Below are 18750 nucleotides of genomic sequence, written 5' to 3' on the forward strand. Positions count from 1 at the left end.
GTGTATAATATAGATAGAAAAATGTCGATATATACATTATAAATGAAATAGAAAGCAAGGTATAAAATGAAAAAACGAATAAAGGATAAGTCAGGGTTTACTCTTATTGAGTTAGTCGTGGTATTGGCCATCATTGCCATATTATCTGCGTTAACGATTCCTGTAGTAACCGGATATATTGAAGATGCAAATGATCAGAAGTTTATATCTATGGCAAGATCAGACTATGTAGCATTAACCATAGAGATTGAAAAAGGCAGATTAGAGGATAGTCTAAAACTAACTGATCCTATTCGTCCTGATGTACCGGTTAACCATCGTATTAGTTTGAAAACAGCAATTCCCCCTGAAAAGTTAAGTCAATTATCAGGAGATGAGAATTTAGCGGATTATACGGTGGGATATGAAAAACGGTATAGTGACGGACGCTCATGTGAACCAGAAGAAACCTTATGTCCGGTGTTAGTTTATGGATTCAAGTTGAAAGATGGAAATAAATTCAAGTATGTGGCAGTTGTTCCAAATCAAAAAGCAGAGATCATTACAGAAGAAAATTATAATAATTTGAATATTTACTATTATGACAATTTTAGTTAGAGAGGTTAGTCTTCATCAGAAGACTATTTTTTATATAAGGGTAAAACTGCTTTACTTCTTTAATATCAGTATTTATAATGAAAGCATATTATAAGAAAGGAATTATTGCTTGATGTTTAATGTAGGTACACAGGATATTGTAGCAGACCGGGAGGTTTGCGTACTCTAAATCTGATGCAATACCTCCCATAAGTTAGGTTTTAACTAGAGGAGGATAGTATGAAGAAATTTAATAATAAAAGTAATACAGATATTAAACCATTTATATGCAAAGTATGTGGAAAAGAAGTGACAATAGAAGGAGCAGGGAGTCTTCATCGTAATCACTGTCCTAATTGTTTATCCAGTATTCATTTAGATGATATACCGGGTGATCGCTCAGCAGATTGCGGCGGTATAATGGATCCAATCGGGGTTTGGGTAAGAAAAGACGGAGAATGGGCAATTCTTCATCGCTGCCGCCGCTGCGGACATATCCGTTCTAATCGGACTGCGGCAGATGATAACCCGTTGAAAATTATGTCAATCGCTTTAAAGCCTTTGACAAACCCGCCTTTTCCAATTGAACGATTAAAACAAATCGCTAAGTTAAATGGTTATAATGATGATGAATTAGATTAAAAATAGTATTTAAGTGAATGACTGACCGTTGAATGATGAAATTCAACGTTTTTTCTATAATTCATCATAATACAACAGAGGAATAATAGATTTTTTAGTTGACAAATAAAGTTAGCTTATGCTAATATATAGATGGTTAGTTGAAGCTAACCAAAGCTTAGTAAATTAAGCATGAAATATTCTCCTATTTCATTCACTGCATGTCCTTTGATTTTTCCGAATGCTTATAATAATATTATGTGCAGTGATGAACATTGATGATCTATCATTTTTGCTAGTAAATGATAGGCATTAATACGATATTCTTGACGAAAACCTGTTTATACAGGTTTTTTTCTTTTCATGGTAATTACCTCTTTAGTATATGAAGTCAAAAAAGAAGACTATATGTAAAATGGTATCTTGCTTTTTTATAAACATTCATGAGTATTGTTAATAATAAATAAAGGGATATACATGAATTGAAAAGGTTAACGACATATTGATATCTGAAAAATGAATACCAATTTGAGGAGCTAAATGATGTTATATAGGAAAGATTAAAGATATAATTGAATCTTCTTTTTTTAATATTTCATGGTATTATAGTATTAGGTTATTATAAGGGGAATAATTCTAACTTTATGTATTTATATGTGGAAGTTTATTATAATTTCTGTGAGATAATTTAATATGTTAAAAAGTTCAAGATAAACAGATTGCAGTAATCGACATTACTGTGACAATAGAAACACTAGTCAAAGGGGAACTATATAATGGGTAGAGATAAAATAGACGAAAATGTTAAAAGAAGGCTATATGCGGAATCTATGGGGAGATGTATGAATCCTGATTGTCAAAGGGAATTGTTTATGAGTAACGGAGATATAGTTGAGAAAGCTCATATTATTCCTTATTGTAAGACAGCAGATAATTCATTTGAAAACTTAGTTGTTTTATGTCCTAATTGTCATAAAGATTTTGATAAAAATTATTCTTTTAGTCCTGAAGAAGTTAAAAGTTGGAAGAAGATTCGCAGAGAAGAGGTTGATAAATTATTTTGCAAAAAGTTTGCATCTTTTGAAAATTTAAGAAAGGAGGTAGCGCCTTTACTTTTAGAGAATAAAATTATTTATGAAAGCTATTATTTAGGTAATAATAGAGAATTATGGGACAAATTTGAAGTTAAAGTATTAGCGAACAATAGGAAGTTGAGAAAATTGTTTGAACAAAATCTTTATTTGATTCAAAGGCATCCTGAAGAATCCTATTCAAATTTAGAATATATTTTTTCTTTCATGCAACATGTAGATGAGTTTGAAACTACTCGCAGTGATGAAGAAAAAATTAGACAAATTCTTTTCCCAAGAGAAATTAATTCTATGTTTGGAATAACTCCTGTTAAGGATTCTATACTACCATCGGTCGAATCTTTAGAAATGTTAATAACAAAATTAAATGAAGAGAATAAATTTAAATCTATAGTTATGGGAATAAATGATCCTTACATTATATTAAAAGAGGATGGGAAACTAATTAAATTACTATTATCTGATACCCCTAGATTAAGACAATTATACTTTAATTATAATTGTTTTAGTCAAACGAAGGTTAGGTTAAAAAGTTTGAACTATGCATTTAAATATATGAATTTCAATGGCATCAGTTATGAATTTCTAAAATATAATAATTTAAGAGAAGTTAGTGTATATGGAGAAAAAGTAATTTTTATTTATGAATATTGTTTAAGTAAAGTTGAATTAATGCAGTTATCTCCAGAAGAGAATAGCATTATCGTTAATTTACATAATTGGAATGGGAGAAGTTGTATATCGGATCAAGCATATAAACTTTCTGAAAAAATGAATGTAACTTTATTGACTATGGAAGATTTTTATGAATACATTAATAAATTCAAAAACTAGTATTTTTGAGGTAATTGATCAGCATATAGTGTTGTTTGATTATTTTGATAATGTTTATTTGTTTGGATCAATACTAGATGTAAAAAGTAATCCGAATGATATTGATATGTTACTTATTTATTCAGAGTATTCAGATAAAATAATTAATGATTTAAACTTTATTCGTTCTTTTTTTAAAAAAATAATCGAATTGCCAATTGATTTAGTAGTATTAAGTTCTGTGGAAGAGAAAGATACAGAATTTTTAAAAAAAATCAATTCATTATATTTAAAAATTAAATAACAAATATAAATATTTAATTATGAAAATCAGATAAAATCAATCCATAAGGAGATGTATGAATAGCATGAAAAATATTACGGATCTGCCATGTTAGTAGACAAAATCAAAAACTTAGATAATTTAACTCAGCAGGAAACCTATGTTGTGCAATATATTTTAGAAAATCCGCAAGATGTTTTAAAAATGAACTGTAATCAGTTAGCAAAGGCAAGCCACACCAGTGCCTCAACAATCATTCGCTTATCTCAAAAGGCAGGGTATAAAGGCTTTAGTGAATTAAAAATACAATATGCCAGTGAGTATTCTCATATGCAGCAGATGGAGGAAGAATTAAAGCCAATTCCTTACGAAAAGGAAAGCACGATTGATGATATTATTCAGACTATGCCGCTTATTTATACGAAAGCAATCGATTTCACAAAAACGATGCTGGAAAGAAATAAAATCATTCAAATAATCAATCGTTTAAAACAATCTGAACGCATAGAAATTTATGGTGATGGCGTAAATTACGAATTGGCAAAGATTGCGGCTTATAAGTTTGAAGAGGTCGGGGTATCTGCGTATGCCTATACCAGTGCTAACTGGACACATGTGAAACTATTGGAAAAAAATAAAACTAATACGATCGCCATACTGATTTCCCATACCGGAAAAAATCCGGGGATTATTGATAGTGCTAAGCGTTTAAAAGATGCTCATATCTTTATGGTAGGTATCGTTGGGACAAAAAAATCATCATTAAGCAGATGGTGTGATACTTCTTTGCAGATTATGACGACACGCAATACACTGGAATTTTCCAATGTGATGTTTACAATGTCAACACAGTATATATTTGATATTATGGTAGCTTCTTTAATGATCCAGCATTATGATCACTTAAAGTCGATTACCGAAGAATTAAGGGAAGCCAGAGAACGGTGGGGGAAAGAAGAATGAATCTGTTCAATGAAAGGATTAATAGCTGGGAAGCGTGGGCAAATGTATACCAATCAATTCCTGCCTTTTCTGCCTTAATCACTTCGATTTGGAAAGAAAATGGATGGATGATGGCGCCTATTGAACATTGTCAGGCTGGAACCAATGCTGTATTTAAAGTGGGAGATAAGATTATTAAAATCTTTGCACCGATAGAATCGGGATGTGATACCAGACATGATTATGAAGTGGAAACAGCAGGATTAAATGATGCACAATCACTTGTTCCAACTGCAGAGGTTCTATGTCAGGGAATACGCTATGACCGTTACGTATTTAGTTATTTAGTTTTGACATACATTGATGGAATTCCGTTTTCACTAAAAATGTTTGAATATGACATGCAAACGAAGGTAAAGCTAGGCAGACAGCTAAGAAAACTGACAGATTGTCTCAATCGACCAAACATATTAAATTCAGTAGATTATATTGAAAAGGCAAAACTTAATCAGCACTGGCAGATCTTTCCTGATGCTTTTCAAAAAGAGAGGATTAAGTATTTAGATCAGTATTCAAGCTGTTCACCGGTTTATGTACATGGGGATCTTAATGGGGATAATCTCATTATAGATCATAACCAACAGATTCATATAATCGATTTTGCTGATGCCTTAATGGCACCGATTGAATATGAATGGGCAGTTATTATCTGTGAATTATTTCAATTCGATAAAGCTTATCTGACCGGTTATTTTGGATCACTTACTATTGAACAATATATAAAAATCTGTATACAAGGGCTTCTCATTCACGATTTTGGGGCAAACATTATCCGTGACCGCTTAAAAGATGTAGAAGAAATATCAAGTATAGGATTGCTTATGCAAAAAATTAGGGAGAAGCTGGAGAAAAATTTCAGCTAGTCTCCTTTTTTTATCTTAAATTTGGATATTCCTACCAATTATGAAAATTACTATTCAAAAATACTTCGCTAAAGTTATAATAAAAATATATATGGAGGTAAGAAAATGGAACAAAAAAGAAAATTTCCTGAAGGTTTTTTATGGGGTGGGGCAACCGCAGCTAATCAGGTAGAAGGTGGCTGGAAAGAAGGCGGAAAAGGACTTTCTGTATCTGACTGTGCCCGCTCTCATTTAGATGTTGATGTAACGGATTATCAAAAACATAATGAGATTACGACAAAAGATATTGAGGAAGCAATGGCTACAGAGGATGAAGTATATTATCCAAAGCGTCATGGTGCTGATTTCTATCATCATTATAAAGAAGATATTGCCCTAATGGCTGAAATGGGATTCAAGGTTTATCGTATGTCGATTGCTTGGTCACGTATCTTTCCAAATGGTGATGACGAAACTCCGAATGAAGAAGGGCTAAAGTTTTATGAAGATGTTTTTAATGAATTAAAAAAATATAATATCGAACCCTTAGTGACAATGTCTCACTATGAACCGCCATTAAATTTAGTTTTAAAATATAATGGCTGGTATTCAAGGGAAGTTATTGGCTTCTTTGAAAAGTATGTAAGAACAATTTGTACCCGCTACAAGGATCACGTTAAATACTGGCTGACATTCAATGAAGTAGATTCTATGATTCGTCATCCTTATACAACGGGTGGTTTAGTACGTGATCGATTTGAGGGAATGCATTGGGAAAGCGTTATTTTCCAAGCGATGCATCATCAGTTTGTTGCATCAGCTTTAGCGACTAAAATCTGTCATGAAATTATTCCGGGATCTATGGTGGGATGTATGCTGACAAAATTAACGTTCTATCCTTATACATGTAAACCGGAAGATGTTTTACAAGCACAGCAAGATATGCGAAGCACGTATTGCTATAGCGATACACAGGTATTTGGAGAATATCCGGCTTACTTGGTAGCCAGATTTAAAAACAACGGGGTAGTTATTCATAAAGAACCTGAAGATGATGCAATTATGAAAAAATATCCGGTAGACTTCGTTTCCTTCTCTTATTATTCTTCATCATGTGTAGCCGCTAAAGAAGATGAAGGAATTGAAAAAACAGCCGGAAATACAATTTTCGCAATTAAAAATCCACACATCCCAAGTTCAGACTGGGGATGGCAAATCGATCCGATTGGTTTAAGAGTTTCAATGGTCGATCTCTATGATCGCTATCGTAAACCTTTATTTATCGTTGAAAACGGATTAGGGGCTAAGGATGTTTTGGAAGCAGATGGCAAGGTGCATGATCCATATCGTATCAATTATTTTGATGCACACTTTAAAGAAATGTTGAATGCGATTGAAATTGATGGGGTAGAATGCTTAGGGTATACATCATGGGGGTGTATTGATTTAGTATCCGAATCAACGAAACAAATGTCTAAGCGTTATGGCTTTATCTATGTTGATGCTGATGATTATGGAAAAGGAACCTATGATCGTTATCGCAAAGATTCTTTCTATTGGTATAAAAAAGTCATTGAAACAAATGGTGCATGCTTATTTGAAGATTAGCTATTTTACCGATTCCCCAAAGATAGACCTAAAAAATCTACCGATTGGAGGTCGGTATTTTATATCTCAATATAGTTTTGAGTTCAAGAAAAAAGTCGTATCCTGATAGATACGGCTTTATTTATTCAAGTTCAAAGGCTCCGGTATATAACTGGTAATAACGCCCTTTTTGTTCAATTAATTCTTGATGGTTTCCACGTTCAATAATACGTCCTTGTTCAAGCACCATGATGGCATCAGAATTTTTAACGGTAGATAATCGGTGAGCAATGACAAAGACAGTACGTCCATGCATTAATTGATCCATTGCTGTTTGAATTAATGATTCGGTACGCGTATCAATACTTGAAGTAGCTTCATCAAGGATTAATACAGGTGGGTTTGCCACAGCGGCTCTGGCAATAGATAATAACTGACGCTGTCCCTGAGAAAGACCGGCTCCGTCACTTGTCAAATACGTATCGTAGCCATTAGGCAAATGTTTGATAAAGGTATCGGCATTGGCGATGCGAGCAGCTTCATAGATTTCTTCATCAGTAGCATCTAATTTACCATAACGAATATTGTCTTTGATTGTCCCGGTGAAAAGATGAGTATCCTGCAATACCATTCCCAATGAACGGCGAAGATCATCTTTTTTAATCTTATTAATATTGATATCATCATAACGAATCTTTCCATCTTGGATATCATAGAAACGATTAATAAGATTGGTAATCGTTGTTTTACCTGCACCGGTAGCACCAACGAACGCTAATTTTTGCCCCGGTTTAGCGAATAGACTGACATCATGCAAAACGATTTTATCATCGACATAACCAAAATCAACATCAAAGAATCGAACATCTCCGGTTAATTTGGTATAAGTGATGCTGCCGTCGCTGTGCGGATGCTTCCATGCCCACTGACCGGTTCTTTTTTGTGACTCGGTAATATTCCCTGTCTCATCAATTTCAGCGTTCACTAATGTAACATAGCCTTCATCGGTTTCAGGTTCTTGATCCAATAAATCAAAGATACGTTTAGCACCGGCTAATGCCATGACAATAGAGTTAAACTGCTGAGTAATCTGAGAAATCGGCATATTAAAGCTGCGTGTTAATTGTAAGAAAGAAGCAATCTTACCGATAGATAAACTGCCGATGCCGTTGATCGCAAAGATAGTTCCGGCAATAGCGGTAACACTGTAAGTCAAGTGACCTAAGTTAGCTGAAATAGGTCCCATGAAGTTAGCGAAACTGTTGGCACTGGTAGCAGAAGCACATAATTGTGCATTTAACGTGTCAAACTCCTGTTTGGAAACATCTTCATGACAGAATACTTTAACGACTTTCTGCCCATCCATCATTTCTTCAATATACCCATTTAAATTTCCCAAATCATTTTGCTGTTTAGTAAAGAAACGAGAACTTTGAGCTCCCACTTTACGGCTTGTGACAATCATAATCATCACCATTAATACAGTAATAATCGTTAACTGCCAGCTTAATACGATCATTGAAATTGCTACACTGACGATTGTAATGGCAGAGTTTAGAATCTGTGGGATTGTTTGGCTGAGCAGCTGACGCAGTGTGTCGGTATCATTGGTAAAACGGCTCATCAATTCACCATGCGTGTGCTGATCGAAATAGCGGATCGGCAGACTTTGCAGATGTGTAAACATATCATCACGAATATGCTTTAACGTTCCGTTTGCAACATTAATCATGATACGGTTGTATATATAGGTCGTTGCAACGCCAATTAAATAGATAGCGGCAAGCGATATCAAAGCACTCATTAATCCGCTCATATCCGGGTTCGATTGACCAATAAACGGAACAATGTAGTCATCAATCAATGTCTGTAAGAATAGAGTTCCGCGAACATTGGCAAAAGCACTGACAATGATACAGATGACAACGGTTACAAAATGAATTTTATAATATTTAAAGAGATAACCAGAAATTCTTTTCAGTGATTTAATTGTATCTCCACGTTTTGGTTTAGGTCCGGCAATCGGTTTCATTCTCATTCCTGATCATCCCCTTTCGTTTGTGATTCATATACTTCTTGATAGATTGCATTTGTTTTTAGCAGTTCTTCATGTGTTCCGATACCATTTATTTTTCCATCATCTAAAACGATGATCATATCAGCATCTTCAACTGAAGATACACGCTGAGCAATAATAATTTTTGTGGTATTCGGAATTTCCTCTTTAAAGGCTTTACGGATTAATGCATCTGTTTTAGTATCTACGGCACTGGTTGAATCATCTAAGATTAAAATCTTAGGCTTTTTAAGCAACGCCCTAGCTATACATAAACGCTGTTTTTGTCCGCCGGAAACGTTGGTTCCGCCTTGATCCAGTATTGTATCATACTTATCTGGGAAAGATTGAATAAATTCATCTGCTTGTGCCAATTGACAGGCATGAATAATATCCGCATCACTCGCATTTGCATCTCCCCATCGCAGGTTCTCTTTGATTGTACCGGAGAATAACACATTCTTTTGCAGTACCATCGCAACATTGTCTCTTAATGTTTCAATGTCGATGTCACGAACATCCTGACCACCGACTAAAACCTGACCGTTTGTGGCATCATATAGTCTTGGAATCATTTGCACCAAAGAAGTCTTGGCACTACCGGTTCCTCCTAGAATACCAACTGTCTGACCGGATTCAATCTTAATATTAATCTGACTTAAAGCTAAATTGTTTGGATCCTTGCTGTAGCTGAAATCTACGTTTTTAAATTCAATCGATCCGTCATTGATCTGAGTTAATGGAGACGCAGCGTTTGTCAAATCACTTTCTTCATCCAATACCTCGACGATTCTTTCTGCCGAAGATTTAGCCATTGTTACCATCACAAAAGACATTGAGATCATCATCAGACTTGATAAGATTTGTGTAACATAGGTAAACAGTGACATTAACTGACCGGTTTCCATAGAACCGCCAATAATAAATTGTGCGCCAAACCAAGAGATCATAATAATTGTAAAATACATGGATAGCTGCATGATTGGTGAGTTAAACGCCAAAATCTTTTCAGCGTTGATAGAATACTGCTGTAATTCTCCGGTTGCGTTTTTAAACTTTTTATTTTCATAATCTTCTCTGACATATGCCTTTACAGTACGGATACTAGTCAGGTTTTCCTGTACTACCAGATTTACAAGGTCATATTTTTTAAACATCTTAACAAAGTTAGGATGCGCACGTGTCATAATGAAATATAAAGCAATTCCTAAAAATGGAATGACAAATAAAAAGATAACAGATAAACGTGCATTTAATTGAAAAGACATAAACAAGGCAAAGACCAGCATGATCGGTGCACGTACCAGCATACGGATGATCACTTGATAAGCATTTTGCACGTTTGTCACATCGGTGGTTAAACGTGTAACCAAGCTTGAAGTGGAAAATTTATCAATGTTGGCAAAGGAAAAATCTTGTATCTTATGATAAATTGCCTGTCTTAAATTTTTGGCTACTCCTGCTGAAGCAACAGCCGCATAGCGCCCTGATAAAGCACCAAATAATAATGAAACAAGCGCCATTCCCATCATTATGATTCCAATTTTATATACATATGGAATATTGTTATTGGCTAATCCGACATCGATAATCTGTGCCATCATCATTGGGATTAGGACCTCCATGACTACTTCTAATGAAACAAATATAGGAGCAAGCAGGGAAGCTAACTTATATTCTTTTATATAAGCCATTAATTTTCTATACATCATATACCCCCTTATTAAATATCATTCTAATCATTCAGCTTCGTCATCATTTTATTGATCACTTGCATAAAGACAGTTATTTCTTCAATAGATAGATCTTCCATTAATGAAGCTTCAAACTCATCGATGACTTCACCGATGCGGCGTATTAAATCTTTAGCCTTGGTCGTCAGGATGATCTTCTTTAGTCGGGCATCCTGTTCAACACTGACTCTTTCGATGAGCCCGTTTCTTTCCATCGTCTGTAAGACGCTTGTTACTGAGGAACGCCGTATCTCAAATTCCTCCTCTATATCACGCTGATAGACATCATGACCGCAAAAAGCAATGAAATGCAGAATTCTTGACTGAAATCCTGTAATGTCACTGGTGATTGCTGTGATTTTCGCATCTACCGTACGTTTAATGTGATTGGATAAATTACCGACTTCCTTACCGATTTGCACCATCTTTATAGCCTCCTAAATGTTAGAATTCTAACATATTTTATCATTGCATAAATAGTTTGTCAATATACTAATTTAAAAGATTTAATTTTATTTGGATGACCATACTACCATTAAAGGGTGATATAAATGAAATTAATCTGGTGCGGACAAGGAACCTTAAGAAGCTATGATGTCCATGAAATTATGCATTGTAAACCTGAACGTCCGACTTATTGTGACAGTGATAAAAAGAGACTTTATCAAAATGTGATTGATCAAATTATGCAGTGCCCGGCAGAGCTTCGTTGGCGCATATTAAAATATAAAGATCAGCAGTATTCCTTTGCCGAAGTTAAGAATGAGCTTTATGGAAATAAAGAGTTTTTTTGTGGACGGCTGCGTTTTATTCAGCCAGTAAATACTCATTTTATCTATTTGATTTTTGATAATATCTTAGAAAAAGATAATATTCTTTATCCTTATATACGTGTTATCTATTTGTTTCGTGAGGATGCTTAACATTTTTTTACATATTTATTTCAATTTTACGCTTTGATCTTAGAAAGTTATGACATATTTTTTTCAATTTTTAAACATGACTTGATTAAATAGTGATCCTTGATATGATATTAAAAAAAGAGGAGGAACTATATGAGTATCAAAGTAATTATTATGGATGTTGACGGAACTTTGACAAATAGCCAAAAGGTCGTAACTCCTAAAACAAAAGAAGCGTTAATGAAAGCACAAAAAGCAGGTGCTATCCTAATCTTGGCTTCAGGGAGACCAACTTCAGGACTGCGTGACTTAGCTGCCGAATTAGAAATGGACAAACATCATGGGTTATTAGTTGCTTTCAACGGATCAAAAGTAATTGACTGTGAAACGGATGAAGTCCTATTTAATCAGGCAATGACTGTTGAAGAAGGACAAGCAGTCTTAGAACATATGAAAAAATTTGATGTCATGCCAATGATTGATAAAGGAGATTACATGTACGTTAATGATGTATTTGCCGGAATGCTGGAAAACAACGGTAATCCAACTAATATTATTCAGTATGAATCACGTGGTGGAAAATTTAAATTATGCGAAAAGGATGATTTGGCCGCTTTTGCTGATTATCCATTAAACAAGATATTGACAGCGGGTGAACCGGACTATCTTCAGGCTCACTATAAAGAAATGATGGCACCATTTGAAGGTAAATTAAGTTGTATGTTCACTGCACCTGTCTATTTCGAATTTACTGCACAGGGAATTGACAAAGCAAAAGCTTTAGATACCGTTTTAATTCCAAAAGGATATAAGCGTGAAGAAATGGTCGCTTTCGGTGATGGGCATAATGATGCTTCTATGGTGAAATATGCCGGTGTCGGAGTGGCAATGGAAAATGCCGTTCAAGATTTGAAAGATATTGCAGATGCGATTACACTTTCTAATGAAGAAGATGGTATCGCAGATTATCTTTATAAACATATGCCGGAAATAAATTAGTTTGTGATTAAATTCATAATCGATTATAATGTTCATGGGGTGAATACTCATGAACATTTTTAGTAAATTAAAACATATTACCGACTTAACCGATAATGAAAAAGCAATCGTCGATTATATTAAAGATCATACCGAAGATTTTATTCGTTTAAGCGCAGCCCAGATCAGTCAGCAGTGCTACGTATCGACTTCTTCTATTTACCGTTTATGTCAAAAGGTGGGGGTATCCGGTTTATCAGAATTAAAAGTGCTGGTTTCTGCCTCGATTGATAACTATTTGAAAGAGGAAGAAGATTTTGATTATGATTATCCGATTAAGCAGCATCAGTCACAGTATCAGATTACTCATAAATTAAAAGAAGTTTATGAACAGACTTTGATTTCTTCGCAGAACTTATTGGATCTTGAACAGCTTCGCTTAGTGGTCAATCAGATGAAAAAAGCCAAGACGATAGATATTTATACCTCAGCCGGAAATCTCTATTTTGCAGAAAACTTTAAGTTTCAAATGCAGGAAATCGGTATTCAGGTCAATGTTCCCAGTGAAGAATATATGCAAAGATTAACAGCTTCAAGCAGCGATGACACGCATCTGGCTTTTATTATTTCCTTTGGCGGAAGAGGTTTATTAATGAATTATTTCGTACAGACCTTAAAGGCAGTGAAAACGCCTATTGTTTTGATTTCGTCAACACATGAAAATCCGCTGATGAGCTATGTCGATTATCAGCTGTTTATGAGTTCATATGAAAATCATTACAATAAGATTTCTTCTTTTTCTACACGACTGTCTTTACTGTACATATTAGATTGTTTATACACATGTTTCTTTGAATTAGATTATGAAAGTAATGTGGAAAAGAAGTTAGCCTATTATGAACGCATAAGAGAATTTAATAAATAAAGGCGTATAGGTTAGGTAAAAAGGAATGAAAAGAATGAAAAAAGTAATAAAGGGAATATGTGTCCTGCTTGTAATTTGTTTAATTGCGGTGGTGGGGTTTGAAGGCTATAAGTATTTTAAGTATAAATCAGGAATCCCTATTCTTGGTTATCATAATGTCGTATCGGATGAGGATAAAGCCAAGTATCATCGCGGTGATATTTATACAATGGCTGTTTCGGACTTTGAAAAGCAGATGAAGTATTTAGCGGATAATCAGTTCACTACGTTGAGTTTAGGTGAAGTGACAGAGTGGTATGAAGGAAGAATGGAAATACCTTTAAAAAGTGTAGTAATTACCTTTGATGATGGCTTTGAAACATTTAATACGATGGTCAAGCCAATTCTGGAAAAATATAATTTAAAAGCGACCTGTTTTGTCATCGGGGTGCTGTGTCAGGATGAACCGGACTTCTATGAATATTTAAAACAGGACCAGTTAGTGAATACTCAAAATGTAGAATACTATTCGCATTCTTATAATCTGCATGTCAGTACAGGGATGTTTGAAAAGAAAATCGAGACACTGACAACAGAAGAAATTAAAGAAGACTTTGCAGCTAATAAAGGGATTGTCGATGATCGTTATTTTGCTTATCCATTTGGACGCCCATCTAAAACATCAAGAGAAGTCTTAGTTGAAAATGGCACGATTATGGGATATGGTTATGCCCAAAACAGAAGAGCAACCCGTAGTGATGACCGTTATCTAATGCCGCGTTTTCTAATGTACAGTTTTATGAATATGACATGGTTTAAATGGATCGTTGATTAGAAAGCGCAGGCTTTCTTTTTGGTTTGACACATGTGGAGGAGACTTTTATAATAATGACAGCAAGGGAAGGATGGAAGATATGACGAGACCTAAATTACACTTTACACCAACTAAAAACTGGATGAATGATCCTAATGGATTCATCTATTACAAAGGTGAATATCACCTTTTTTACCAGCATTTTCCCTATGATACAAAATGGGGTACGATGCATTGGGGACATAAAGTATCCAAAGACTTAGTTCATTGGGAAGATAAAGGCATCGCTCTTTACCCAAGCAAAGATTTTGACCGTAATGGCTGTTTTTCCGGATCCGCTATCGAGATCGATGGGAAAATGTATCTTTATTATACAGCGATCGCTTACGATCAGCTGAATCCTGATAATATTCATGTGACAGGGAATAAAATTATCGCCAGTCAGGCACTGCTGATCAGTGATGACGGCATTCATTTTGATAATGATAAAAAACAAATGATTATTCCGGTCTTTGAAGAAGATCAAATCGGGCATCCAAATAACACAAGAGATCCAAAAGTGTGGAAAGAAGAAGATACTTATTATATGGTATTGGGAAGTCAGTATGATGATAAAAGCGTTCATGAAATGCGTGGAGAAATTTTAGTTTATACGAGTCATGACGGTGTTTGCTGGGATTACCAAAACCGTTTGATAAACACGGACTTTGACAGTAACATGTGGGAATGCCCGGATCTATTTAAAATAGAGGATCAGTATGTACTGATTATGTCACCGGAAAATACAATAAAAGACGGAACTAATTATCCTAGCCATGCGATGATCAGTTTAGTGGATTTTAAACATGATACATGTGAGATTGCGATGAACAGTGATATGTACTTCTTAGACTATGGTTTAGATGTATATGCCCCTCAAACCACGTTGGATAAAGATTATCGGCGTGTAGTAATTAGCTGGCTGCGTATGCCATGTCCAAGTGAAGACTTAGAGTGGAATGGTGTATATACTTTTCCAAGAGTGGTGACCATCAAAAATAACCGTATTTATTTTAGTGTACATCCGGAAATAGAAAAACAGTTCAGTCAGTCTGTCAGCCAGTTTACATTAACGAACGCTATGAAGATCAGCGTTGACATTAAAGAAGGAAGCCGTTTAGATATTGGGGGCTATAAAATCTGGATCGAGGATCAGAAAGTGCATACCGATCGTGAGGATGTTTTTGTCTGTGGAGCAAAATTATTCAATCATGATACGAAAGCCGGCACAAAATTTTCCACACCAACACTTCAAGACGGCTGTCATTTAGATATATATGTCGATACGCAGGTCATTGAAATATATGTCAATTATGGAGAATATGTATTAAGCAATGTTGTTTATGGTATGAAAGAGTATCTAAAATATGAAAATATCACAGATCTTGTGATGTTTGAAGCAAAATGAGGGTAAAACCTCATTTTTTTGTTGGAAAATCTTCTCTTCTTCTTAAGTAATTTTTAATATCTTTTGTATATACTATCTATAGCACAAATCTAACAAAAGTGTAAGAAATATGCCGGGCTTAAAAAGCTATAATATAGATGTAAAGAAACAGGAGAGATGGTTATGGAAAATAAAAACATAAAAAGATGGACACACTTCATTACAGCGATCGTCATTATATCAATGGGATTGTTCTTATATTATGGCTTAGAAAATAATCTGTTTAGTGATATGGATAGTCTAAAACAATTTATTGCCGAAGGTGGAATCTGGGGACCATTAATCTTTGTTTTGATTCAGATTATTCAGGTCGTTATACCAATTATTCCCGGTGGAGTCAGCTGTGCTGCCGGTGTTGTTTTATTCGGTCCTTGGGCAGGGCTGCTTTATAATTATGTGGGAATCGTGATCGGTTCATTCATCAACTTCTATTTGGCAAGAAAGTATGGAACAACTTTAGTAAAGTCTTTTGTCAGTGAAAGTACGTATGATAAATATTCAAACTGGCTGGATAAAGGAAAGAAATTTGATAAGTTTTTTGCTTTGGCAATTTTCTTCCCTGTTGCTCCGGATGATTTTTTATGCATGCTAGCTGGTTTAACCAAGATGTCCCTAAAAAGATTCTCCGCTATTATATTATTAGGAAAACCGGCTTCTATTGCCATGTATAGTCTGACATTGATTTATGCAGGCAGCTGGCTGGAAAAATTTATTTCATTAGGATAGATATAGTGACGGCTATATCTTTTTTTATTGTTTCATTTCGTTTATGATAAAGATAAGAGGAAGCAGATGTTTTATCATAAATGGAAAGGAGACGTTAAAATGGAAGATAAAAAAATAAGTTGTCCGGTATGCGGACATGATGTCATCAAAACAGGAAGACTCAATCCACCGGCATATATCGTTGAAATGAATTCGATTGTAAATTTAAAACGCTCGGAGGTGCATGTGACATTCTGTGCGAAATGCGGTGAAATTATCAGTATGAAAGTAGCAGAACCTTATAAATTCTAATTTGAGCTGAATCTGTCTTTTAAAGGCATAATTCAGCTCTTAAACTGCATAAATCATAAAGTTGAGTGAAAAAAGCAATACGGTTGCGCAATAGTTGGTAGTAAAAACCATAATATTTTGATACCTTATAGAAAGTAAGGAGGGGATAAGATGACAATCGGGGAAAAGATAGGGGAACTAAGAAGACTTAAAGGTGTCTCACAGGAAATCTTAGCCAGTGAACTGGGAGTCAGCAGACAAGCTGTTTCAAAATGGGAACAGGGACAATCAAAGCCTAGCACAGAAAATTTAAAGTGCTTAGCTGCTTATTTTGACATAGATTTAGAACAATTCTTAGATTTAAATACCAATATTGGCATTGTTTATGATTCACAGGCAATACTGCTTGATTTAATGCATAATAAAATGAATTTAAAAATAGTAGTTACTTTGATTAGTTTATTTTTAATGACATTTATACCGGCAGTCTATTTAAAGATCGTTGAGTTTGATCGGTCTGTCACATTATGGATCGCTACGGTTTCCGGAGGTATTATGTTTGTCCTAGCTTTGTTTATCATCAGTTTAGTCATGCGCTATGTATATAAGGATTGCATAAACAGAGGTATTCGCCCATGGTTTTTTGTAATCATCTCTATAAGCGTTGTAGGATTGGTGATCTATTTATTATGTCGGGATTCTATTTCTGAACATTCGATTCAAAATAAAAAGGGGGAACAGGCATGAGTGGAATAAAAAAAATTATGACAATTTTTCTTATATTTATACTGTTGTTTATTGGCAATTTGTATATTGCAGGAGCGATGGCAACTCAACGCATGTGGCTGATCTTAGATGGATTTTGTGTCATAATATCCATCTGTTTATTATCAAAATACAAACTTCCTGATCTGAATAAAGTGATGATCACATTCGGGTTAAGCATATTGGTGGCTTTGTCCTATCTGCCAAATGTTATGACCAATCCTCGCTCGATGCTGTTGAATCCAATCATAACGTTCATTGGTATATTAGCTGTATTCAGTACCTTTGATCGTTATCACAAACTAGCACTGCCTTTTATCAAAAATGGGAAATATCAACTACTGATCACTGTTTTTATAGGATTGAGTATTGGTGTTTTATTGGGTACTGTCAATTTAATTCTTGCTGGTCAGCCTGTGACATTTAACTTTAGTATTTATAATTTGCTAGGTTCTTTCAGCCCCGCTATTATGGAAGAATTAGTTATGAGAACACTATTTTATGCCCTATGCCTGCACTGTTTTAAAGGTAAGCTTGAAACAAACGGGCAGCATCTGATATGTCTTTTTATGATGGTGATGCCCCATGTCCTCATTCATACACCAAGCCTGTTTATTCAAATGGGGGTAATAGGCGGTATGATGAATACATTGATTTATACTGTTTTATATGGATTACCATTTGCTTTGCTTCAAAAGAAGCAGGATCTTTCTTCGGCGATGCTAGCTCATGGCATTGTTGACTTCATACGATTTTGTTTTGTCGGATTGCCGGGCTAGTATTGAAATATTCAAATTAAGGATTAGTACAAAACATAAAAGCAGTCATTTTACTTATAAAAGTAAAGTGGCTGCTTTTTAATTTAAACGTTATCTTAGGCGGTCATAACGTATACATTATGACCATATATATTTAATAAAAAATATAAGTGTTTATTTTATTAAACCCTACTAATTTAGTATATTTTTTACCAAAAATAAACGTTTGACTTTACTTTTATAATGTGATTAAATTAGGTTGGAAAACAGAGGAGCAACGTATTCACAACGTATACAATTTGACTTATTCTATTCAATGTTCGACTTTTCATTTCAGAGTAGCTATTTAAATTAATAGATGTGTAAATTTGTTTAAAAGACAAATATTATAATATTTATTTTTAATATTAGATTTATATTAGTGATGACTGTTATGTGAAATAAATAACATATAAGTATAACATTTCATATATTTATATGAGATAATTTTATGAATTTGGCGAATATTGTAAGAAATTGAATGTTTTCAAACATTTTTACATA

At 34.4% G+C, this 18750-nt stretch carries 19 protein-coding genes; 16 read left to right on the forward strand and 3 right to left on the reverse strand.

What is annotated here, in order from left to right; all coding sequences use genetic code 11:
• The first annotated feature begins 66 nt into the window (after positions 1–66).
• The 7 genes from ACLRVU_RS05100 (at position 67) to ascB (ending at position 6836) form a co-directional block, all read left to right on the forward strand.
• Complete coding sequence (locus tag ACLRVU_RS05100; protein WP_412890968.1) at positions 67–597, forward strand: type II secretion system protein; 531 nt, start codon at positions 67–69, stop codon at positions 595–597.
• 219 nt (positions 598–816) lie between these two features.
• A complete protein-coding gene (locus ACLRVU_RS05105) occupies positions 817–1218 on the forward strand; it encodes an RNHCP domain-containing protein (RefSeq protein ID WP_412890969.1) in 402 nt (133 codons plus the stop codon).
• Positions 1219–1973: 755 nt separating this feature from the next.
• Positions 1974–3122: an HNH endonuclease signature motif containing protein gene (locus tag ACLRVU_RS05110; protein ID WP_412890970.1), complete on the forward strand. Its 1149-nt coding sequence runs from the start codon at positions 1974–1976 to the stop codon at positions 3120–3122.
• Positions 3094–3405, forward strand: a complete 312-nt coding sequence (locus ACLRVU_RS05115) for a hypothetical protein (protein ID WP_412890971.1) — start codon at positions 3094–3096, stop codon at positions 3403–3405. The genes ACLRVU_RS05110 and ACLRVU_RS05115 overlap by 29 nt, the downstream gene beginning before the upstream one ends.
• Before the next feature lie 87 nt (positions 3406–3492).
• Complete coding sequence (locus ACLRVU_RS05120; RefSeq protein WP_412890972.1) at positions 3493–4347, forward strand: MurR/RpiR family transcriptional regulator; 855 nt, start codon at positions 3493–3495, stop codon at positions 4345–4347.
• A complete protein-coding gene (locus tag ACLRVU_RS05125) occupies positions 4344–5249 on the forward strand; it encodes an aminoglycoside phosphotransferase family protein (protein ID WP_412890973.1) in 906 nt (301 codons plus the stop codon). The genes ACLRVU_RS05120 and ACLRVU_RS05125 overlap by 4 nt, the downstream gene beginning before the upstream one ends.
• A gap of 105 nt (positions 5250–5354) precedes the next feature.
• Positions 5355–6836 (forward strand): 6-phospho-beta-glucosidase, encoded by a 1482-nt coding sequence (ascB, locus tag ACLRVU_RS05130; RefSeq protein ID WP_412890974.1) that lies wholly within the window; start codon positions 5355–5357, stop codon positions 6834–6836.
• A gap of 121 nt (positions 6837–6957) precedes the next feature.
• Here the strand turns inward: ascB and ACLRVU_RS05135 are convergent, their stop codons facing one another.
• The 3 genes from ACLRVU_RS05135 to ACLRVU_RS05145 are packed head-to-tail and all read right to left on the reverse strand — an operon-like array spanning position 6958 to position 11029.
• A complete protein-coding gene (locus ACLRVU_RS05135) occupies positions 6958–8853 on the reverse strand; it encodes an ABC transporter ATP-binding protein (RefSeq protein ID WP_412890975.1) in 1896 nt (631 codons plus the stop codon).
• Positions 8850–10580, reverse strand: a complete 1731-nt coding sequence (locus ACLRVU_RS05140; RefSeq protein ID WP_412890976.1) for an ABC transporter ATP-binding protein — start codon at positions 10578–10580, stop codon at positions 8850–8852. Before ACLRVU_RS05140 ends, ACLRVU_RS05135 begins: the two co-directional genes overlap by 4 nt.
• 26 nt (positions 10581–10606) lie before the next feature.
• Positions 10607–11029: a MarR family winged helix-turn-helix transcriptional regulator gene (locus tag ACLRVU_RS05145; RefSeq protein ID WP_412890977.1), complete on the reverse strand. Its 423-nt coding sequence runs from the start codon at positions 11027–11029 to the stop codon at positions 10607–10609.
• A 126-nt stretch (positions 11030–11155) separates the two neighbouring features.
• Between ACLRVU_RS05145 and ACLRVU_RS05150 the strand changes: the two genes are divergently transcribed.
• The 9 genes from ACLRVU_RS05150 (at position 11156) to ACLRVU_RS05190 (ending at position 18228) form a co-directional block, all read left to right on the forward strand.
• The gene (locus ACLRVU_RS05150) at positions 11156–11527 is read left to right on the forward strand and encodes a hypothetical protein (RefSeq protein ID WP_412890978.1); all 372 of its coding nucleotides are present in this window, start codon (positions 11156–11158) and stop codon (positions 11525–11527) included.
• A 132-nt stretch (positions 11528–11659) separates the two neighbouring features.
• Complete coding sequence (locus ACLRVU_RS05155; protein WP_412890979.1) at positions 11660–12505, forward strand: Cof-type HAD-IIB family hydrolase; 846 nt, start codon at positions 11660–11662, stop codon at positions 12503–12505.
• Between the two features lie 49 nt (positions 12506–12554).
• Entirely contained in the window at positions 12555–13409 is an 855-nt protein-coding gene (locus ACLRVU_RS05160; protein ID WP_412890980.1) for a MurR/RpiR family transcriptional regulator, read from the forward strand.
• A gap of 34 nt (positions 13410–13443) precedes the next feature.
• Complete coding sequence (locus ACLRVU_RS05165; RefSeq protein WP_412890981.1) at positions 13444–14223, forward strand: polysaccharide deacetylase family protein; 780 nt, start codon at positions 13444–13446, stop codon at positions 14221–14223.
• Between the two features lie 79 nt (positions 14224–14302).
• Positions 14303–15649 (forward strand): glycoside hydrolase family 32 protein, encoded by a 1347-nt coding sequence (locus ACLRVU_RS05170; RefSeq protein ID WP_412890982.1) that lies wholly within the window; start codon positions 14303–14305, stop codon positions 15647–15649.
• A gap of 162 nt (positions 15650–15811) precedes the next feature.
• The gene (locus ACLRVU_RS05175) at positions 15812–16414 is read left to right on the forward strand and encodes a TVP38/TMEM64 family protein (protein WP_147552552.1); all 603 of its coding nucleotides are present in this window, start codon (positions 15812–15814) and stop codon (positions 16412–16414) included.
• A 99-nt stretch (positions 16415–16513) separates the two neighbouring features.
• Positions 16514–16705, forward strand: coding sequence for a hypothetical protein (locus tag ACLRVU_RS05180; protein WP_412890983.1), 192 nt, complete (start codon positions 16514–16516; stop codon positions 16703–16705).
• A gap of 150 nt (positions 16706–16855) precedes the next feature.
• Positions 16856–17431, forward strand: coding sequence for a helix-turn-helix domain-containing protein (locus ACLRVU_RS05185; RefSeq protein WP_412890984.1), 576 nt, complete (start codon positions 16856–16858; stop codon positions 17429–17431).
• A complete protein-coding gene (locus tag ACLRVU_RS05190) occupies positions 17428–18228 on the forward strand; it encodes a type II CAAX prenyl endopeptidase Rce1 family protein (RefSeq protein ID WP_412890985.1) in 801 nt (266 codons plus the stop codon). Before ACLRVU_RS05185 ends, ACLRVU_RS05190 begins: the two co-directional genes overlap by 4 nt.
• Positions 18229–18750: the final 522 nt, after the last annotated feature.

It is taken from the genome of Beduini sp., from assembly GCF_047239305.1.
Taxonomy (GTDB): Bacteria; Bacillota_I; Bacilli_A; order Erysipelotrichales; family Coprobacillaceae; genus Beduini.

Excerpts from the sequence above, each read along its gene's own strand:
- ACLRVU_RS05100 (WP_412890968.1), top strand. The coding sequence starts at position 67 with ATGAAAAAACGAATAAAGGATAAGTCAGGGTTTACTCTTATTGAGTTA.
- ACLRVU_RS05105 (WP_412890969.1), top strand. The coding sequence starts at position 817 with ATGAAGAAATTTAATAATAAAAGTAATACAGATATTAAACCATTTATA.
- ACLRVU_RS05110 (WP_412890970.1), top strand. The coding sequence starts at position 1,974 with ATGGGTAGAGATAAAATAGACGAAAATGTTAAAAGAAGGCTATATGCG.
- ACLRVU_RS05115 (WP_412890971.1), top strand. The coding sequence starts at position 3,094 with ATGAATACATTAATAAATTCAAAAACTAGTATTTTTGAGGTAATTGAT.
- ACLRVU_RS05120 (WP_412890972.1), top strand. The coding sequence starts at position 3,493 with ATGTTAGTAGACAAAATCAAAAACTTAGATAATTTAACTCAGCAGGAA.
- ACLRVU_RS05125 (WP_412890973.1), top strand. The coding sequence starts at position 4,344 with ATGAATCTGTTCAATGAAAGGATTAATAGCTGGGAAGCGTGGGCAAAT.
- ascB (WP_412890974.1), top strand. The coding sequence starts at position 5,355 with ATGGAACAAAAAAGAAAATTTCCTGAAGGTTTTTTATGGGGTGGGGCA.
- ACLRVU_RS05135 (WP_412890975.1), bottom strand. The coding sequence starts at position 8,853 with ATGAGAATGAAACCGATTGCCGGACCTAAACCAAAACGTGGAGATACA.
- ACLRVU_RS05140 (WP_412890976.1), bottom strand. The coding sequence starts at position 10,580 with ATGTATAGAAAATTAATGGCTTATATAAAAGAATATAAGTTAGCTTCC.
- ACLRVU_RS05145 (WP_412890977.1), bottom strand. The coding sequence starts at position 11,029 with ATGGTGCAAATCGGTAAGGAAGTCGGTAATTTATCCAATCACATTAAA.
- ACLRVU_RS05150 (WP_412890978.1), top strand. The coding sequence starts at position 11,156 with ATGAAATTAATCTGGTGCGGACAAGGAACCTTAAGAAGCTATGATGTC.
- ACLRVU_RS05155 (WP_412890979.1), top strand. The coding sequence starts at position 11,660 with ATGAGTATCAAAGTAATTATTATGGATGTTGACGGAACTTTGACAAAT.
- ACLRVU_RS05160 (WP_412890980.1), top strand. The coding sequence starts at position 12,555 with ATGAACATTTTTAGTAAATTAAAACATATTACCGACTTAACCGATAAT.
- ACLRVU_RS05165 (WP_412890981.1), top strand. The coding sequence starts at position 13,444 with ATGAAAAAAGTAATAAAGGGAATATGTGTCCTGCTTGTAATTTGTTTA.
- ACLRVU_RS05170 (WP_412890982.1), top strand. The coding sequence starts at position 14,303 with ATGACGAGACCTAAATTACACTTTACACCAACTAAAAACTGGATGAAT.
- ACLRVU_RS05175 (WP_147552552.1), top strand. The coding sequence starts at position 15,812 with ATGGAAAATAAAAACATAAAAAGATGGACACACTTCATTACAGCGATC.
- ACLRVU_RS05180 (WP_412890983.1), top strand. The coding sequence starts at position 16,514 with ATGGAAGATAAAAAAATAAGTTGTCCGGTATGCGGACATGATGTCATC.
- ACLRVU_RS05185 (WP_412890984.1), top strand. The coding sequence starts at position 16,856 with ATGACAATCGGGGAAAAGATAGGGGAACTAAGAAGACTTAAAGGTGTC.
- ACLRVU_RS05190 (WP_412890985.1), top strand. The coding sequence starts at position 17,428 with ATGAGTGGAATAAAAAAAATTATGACAATTTTTCTTATATTTATACTG.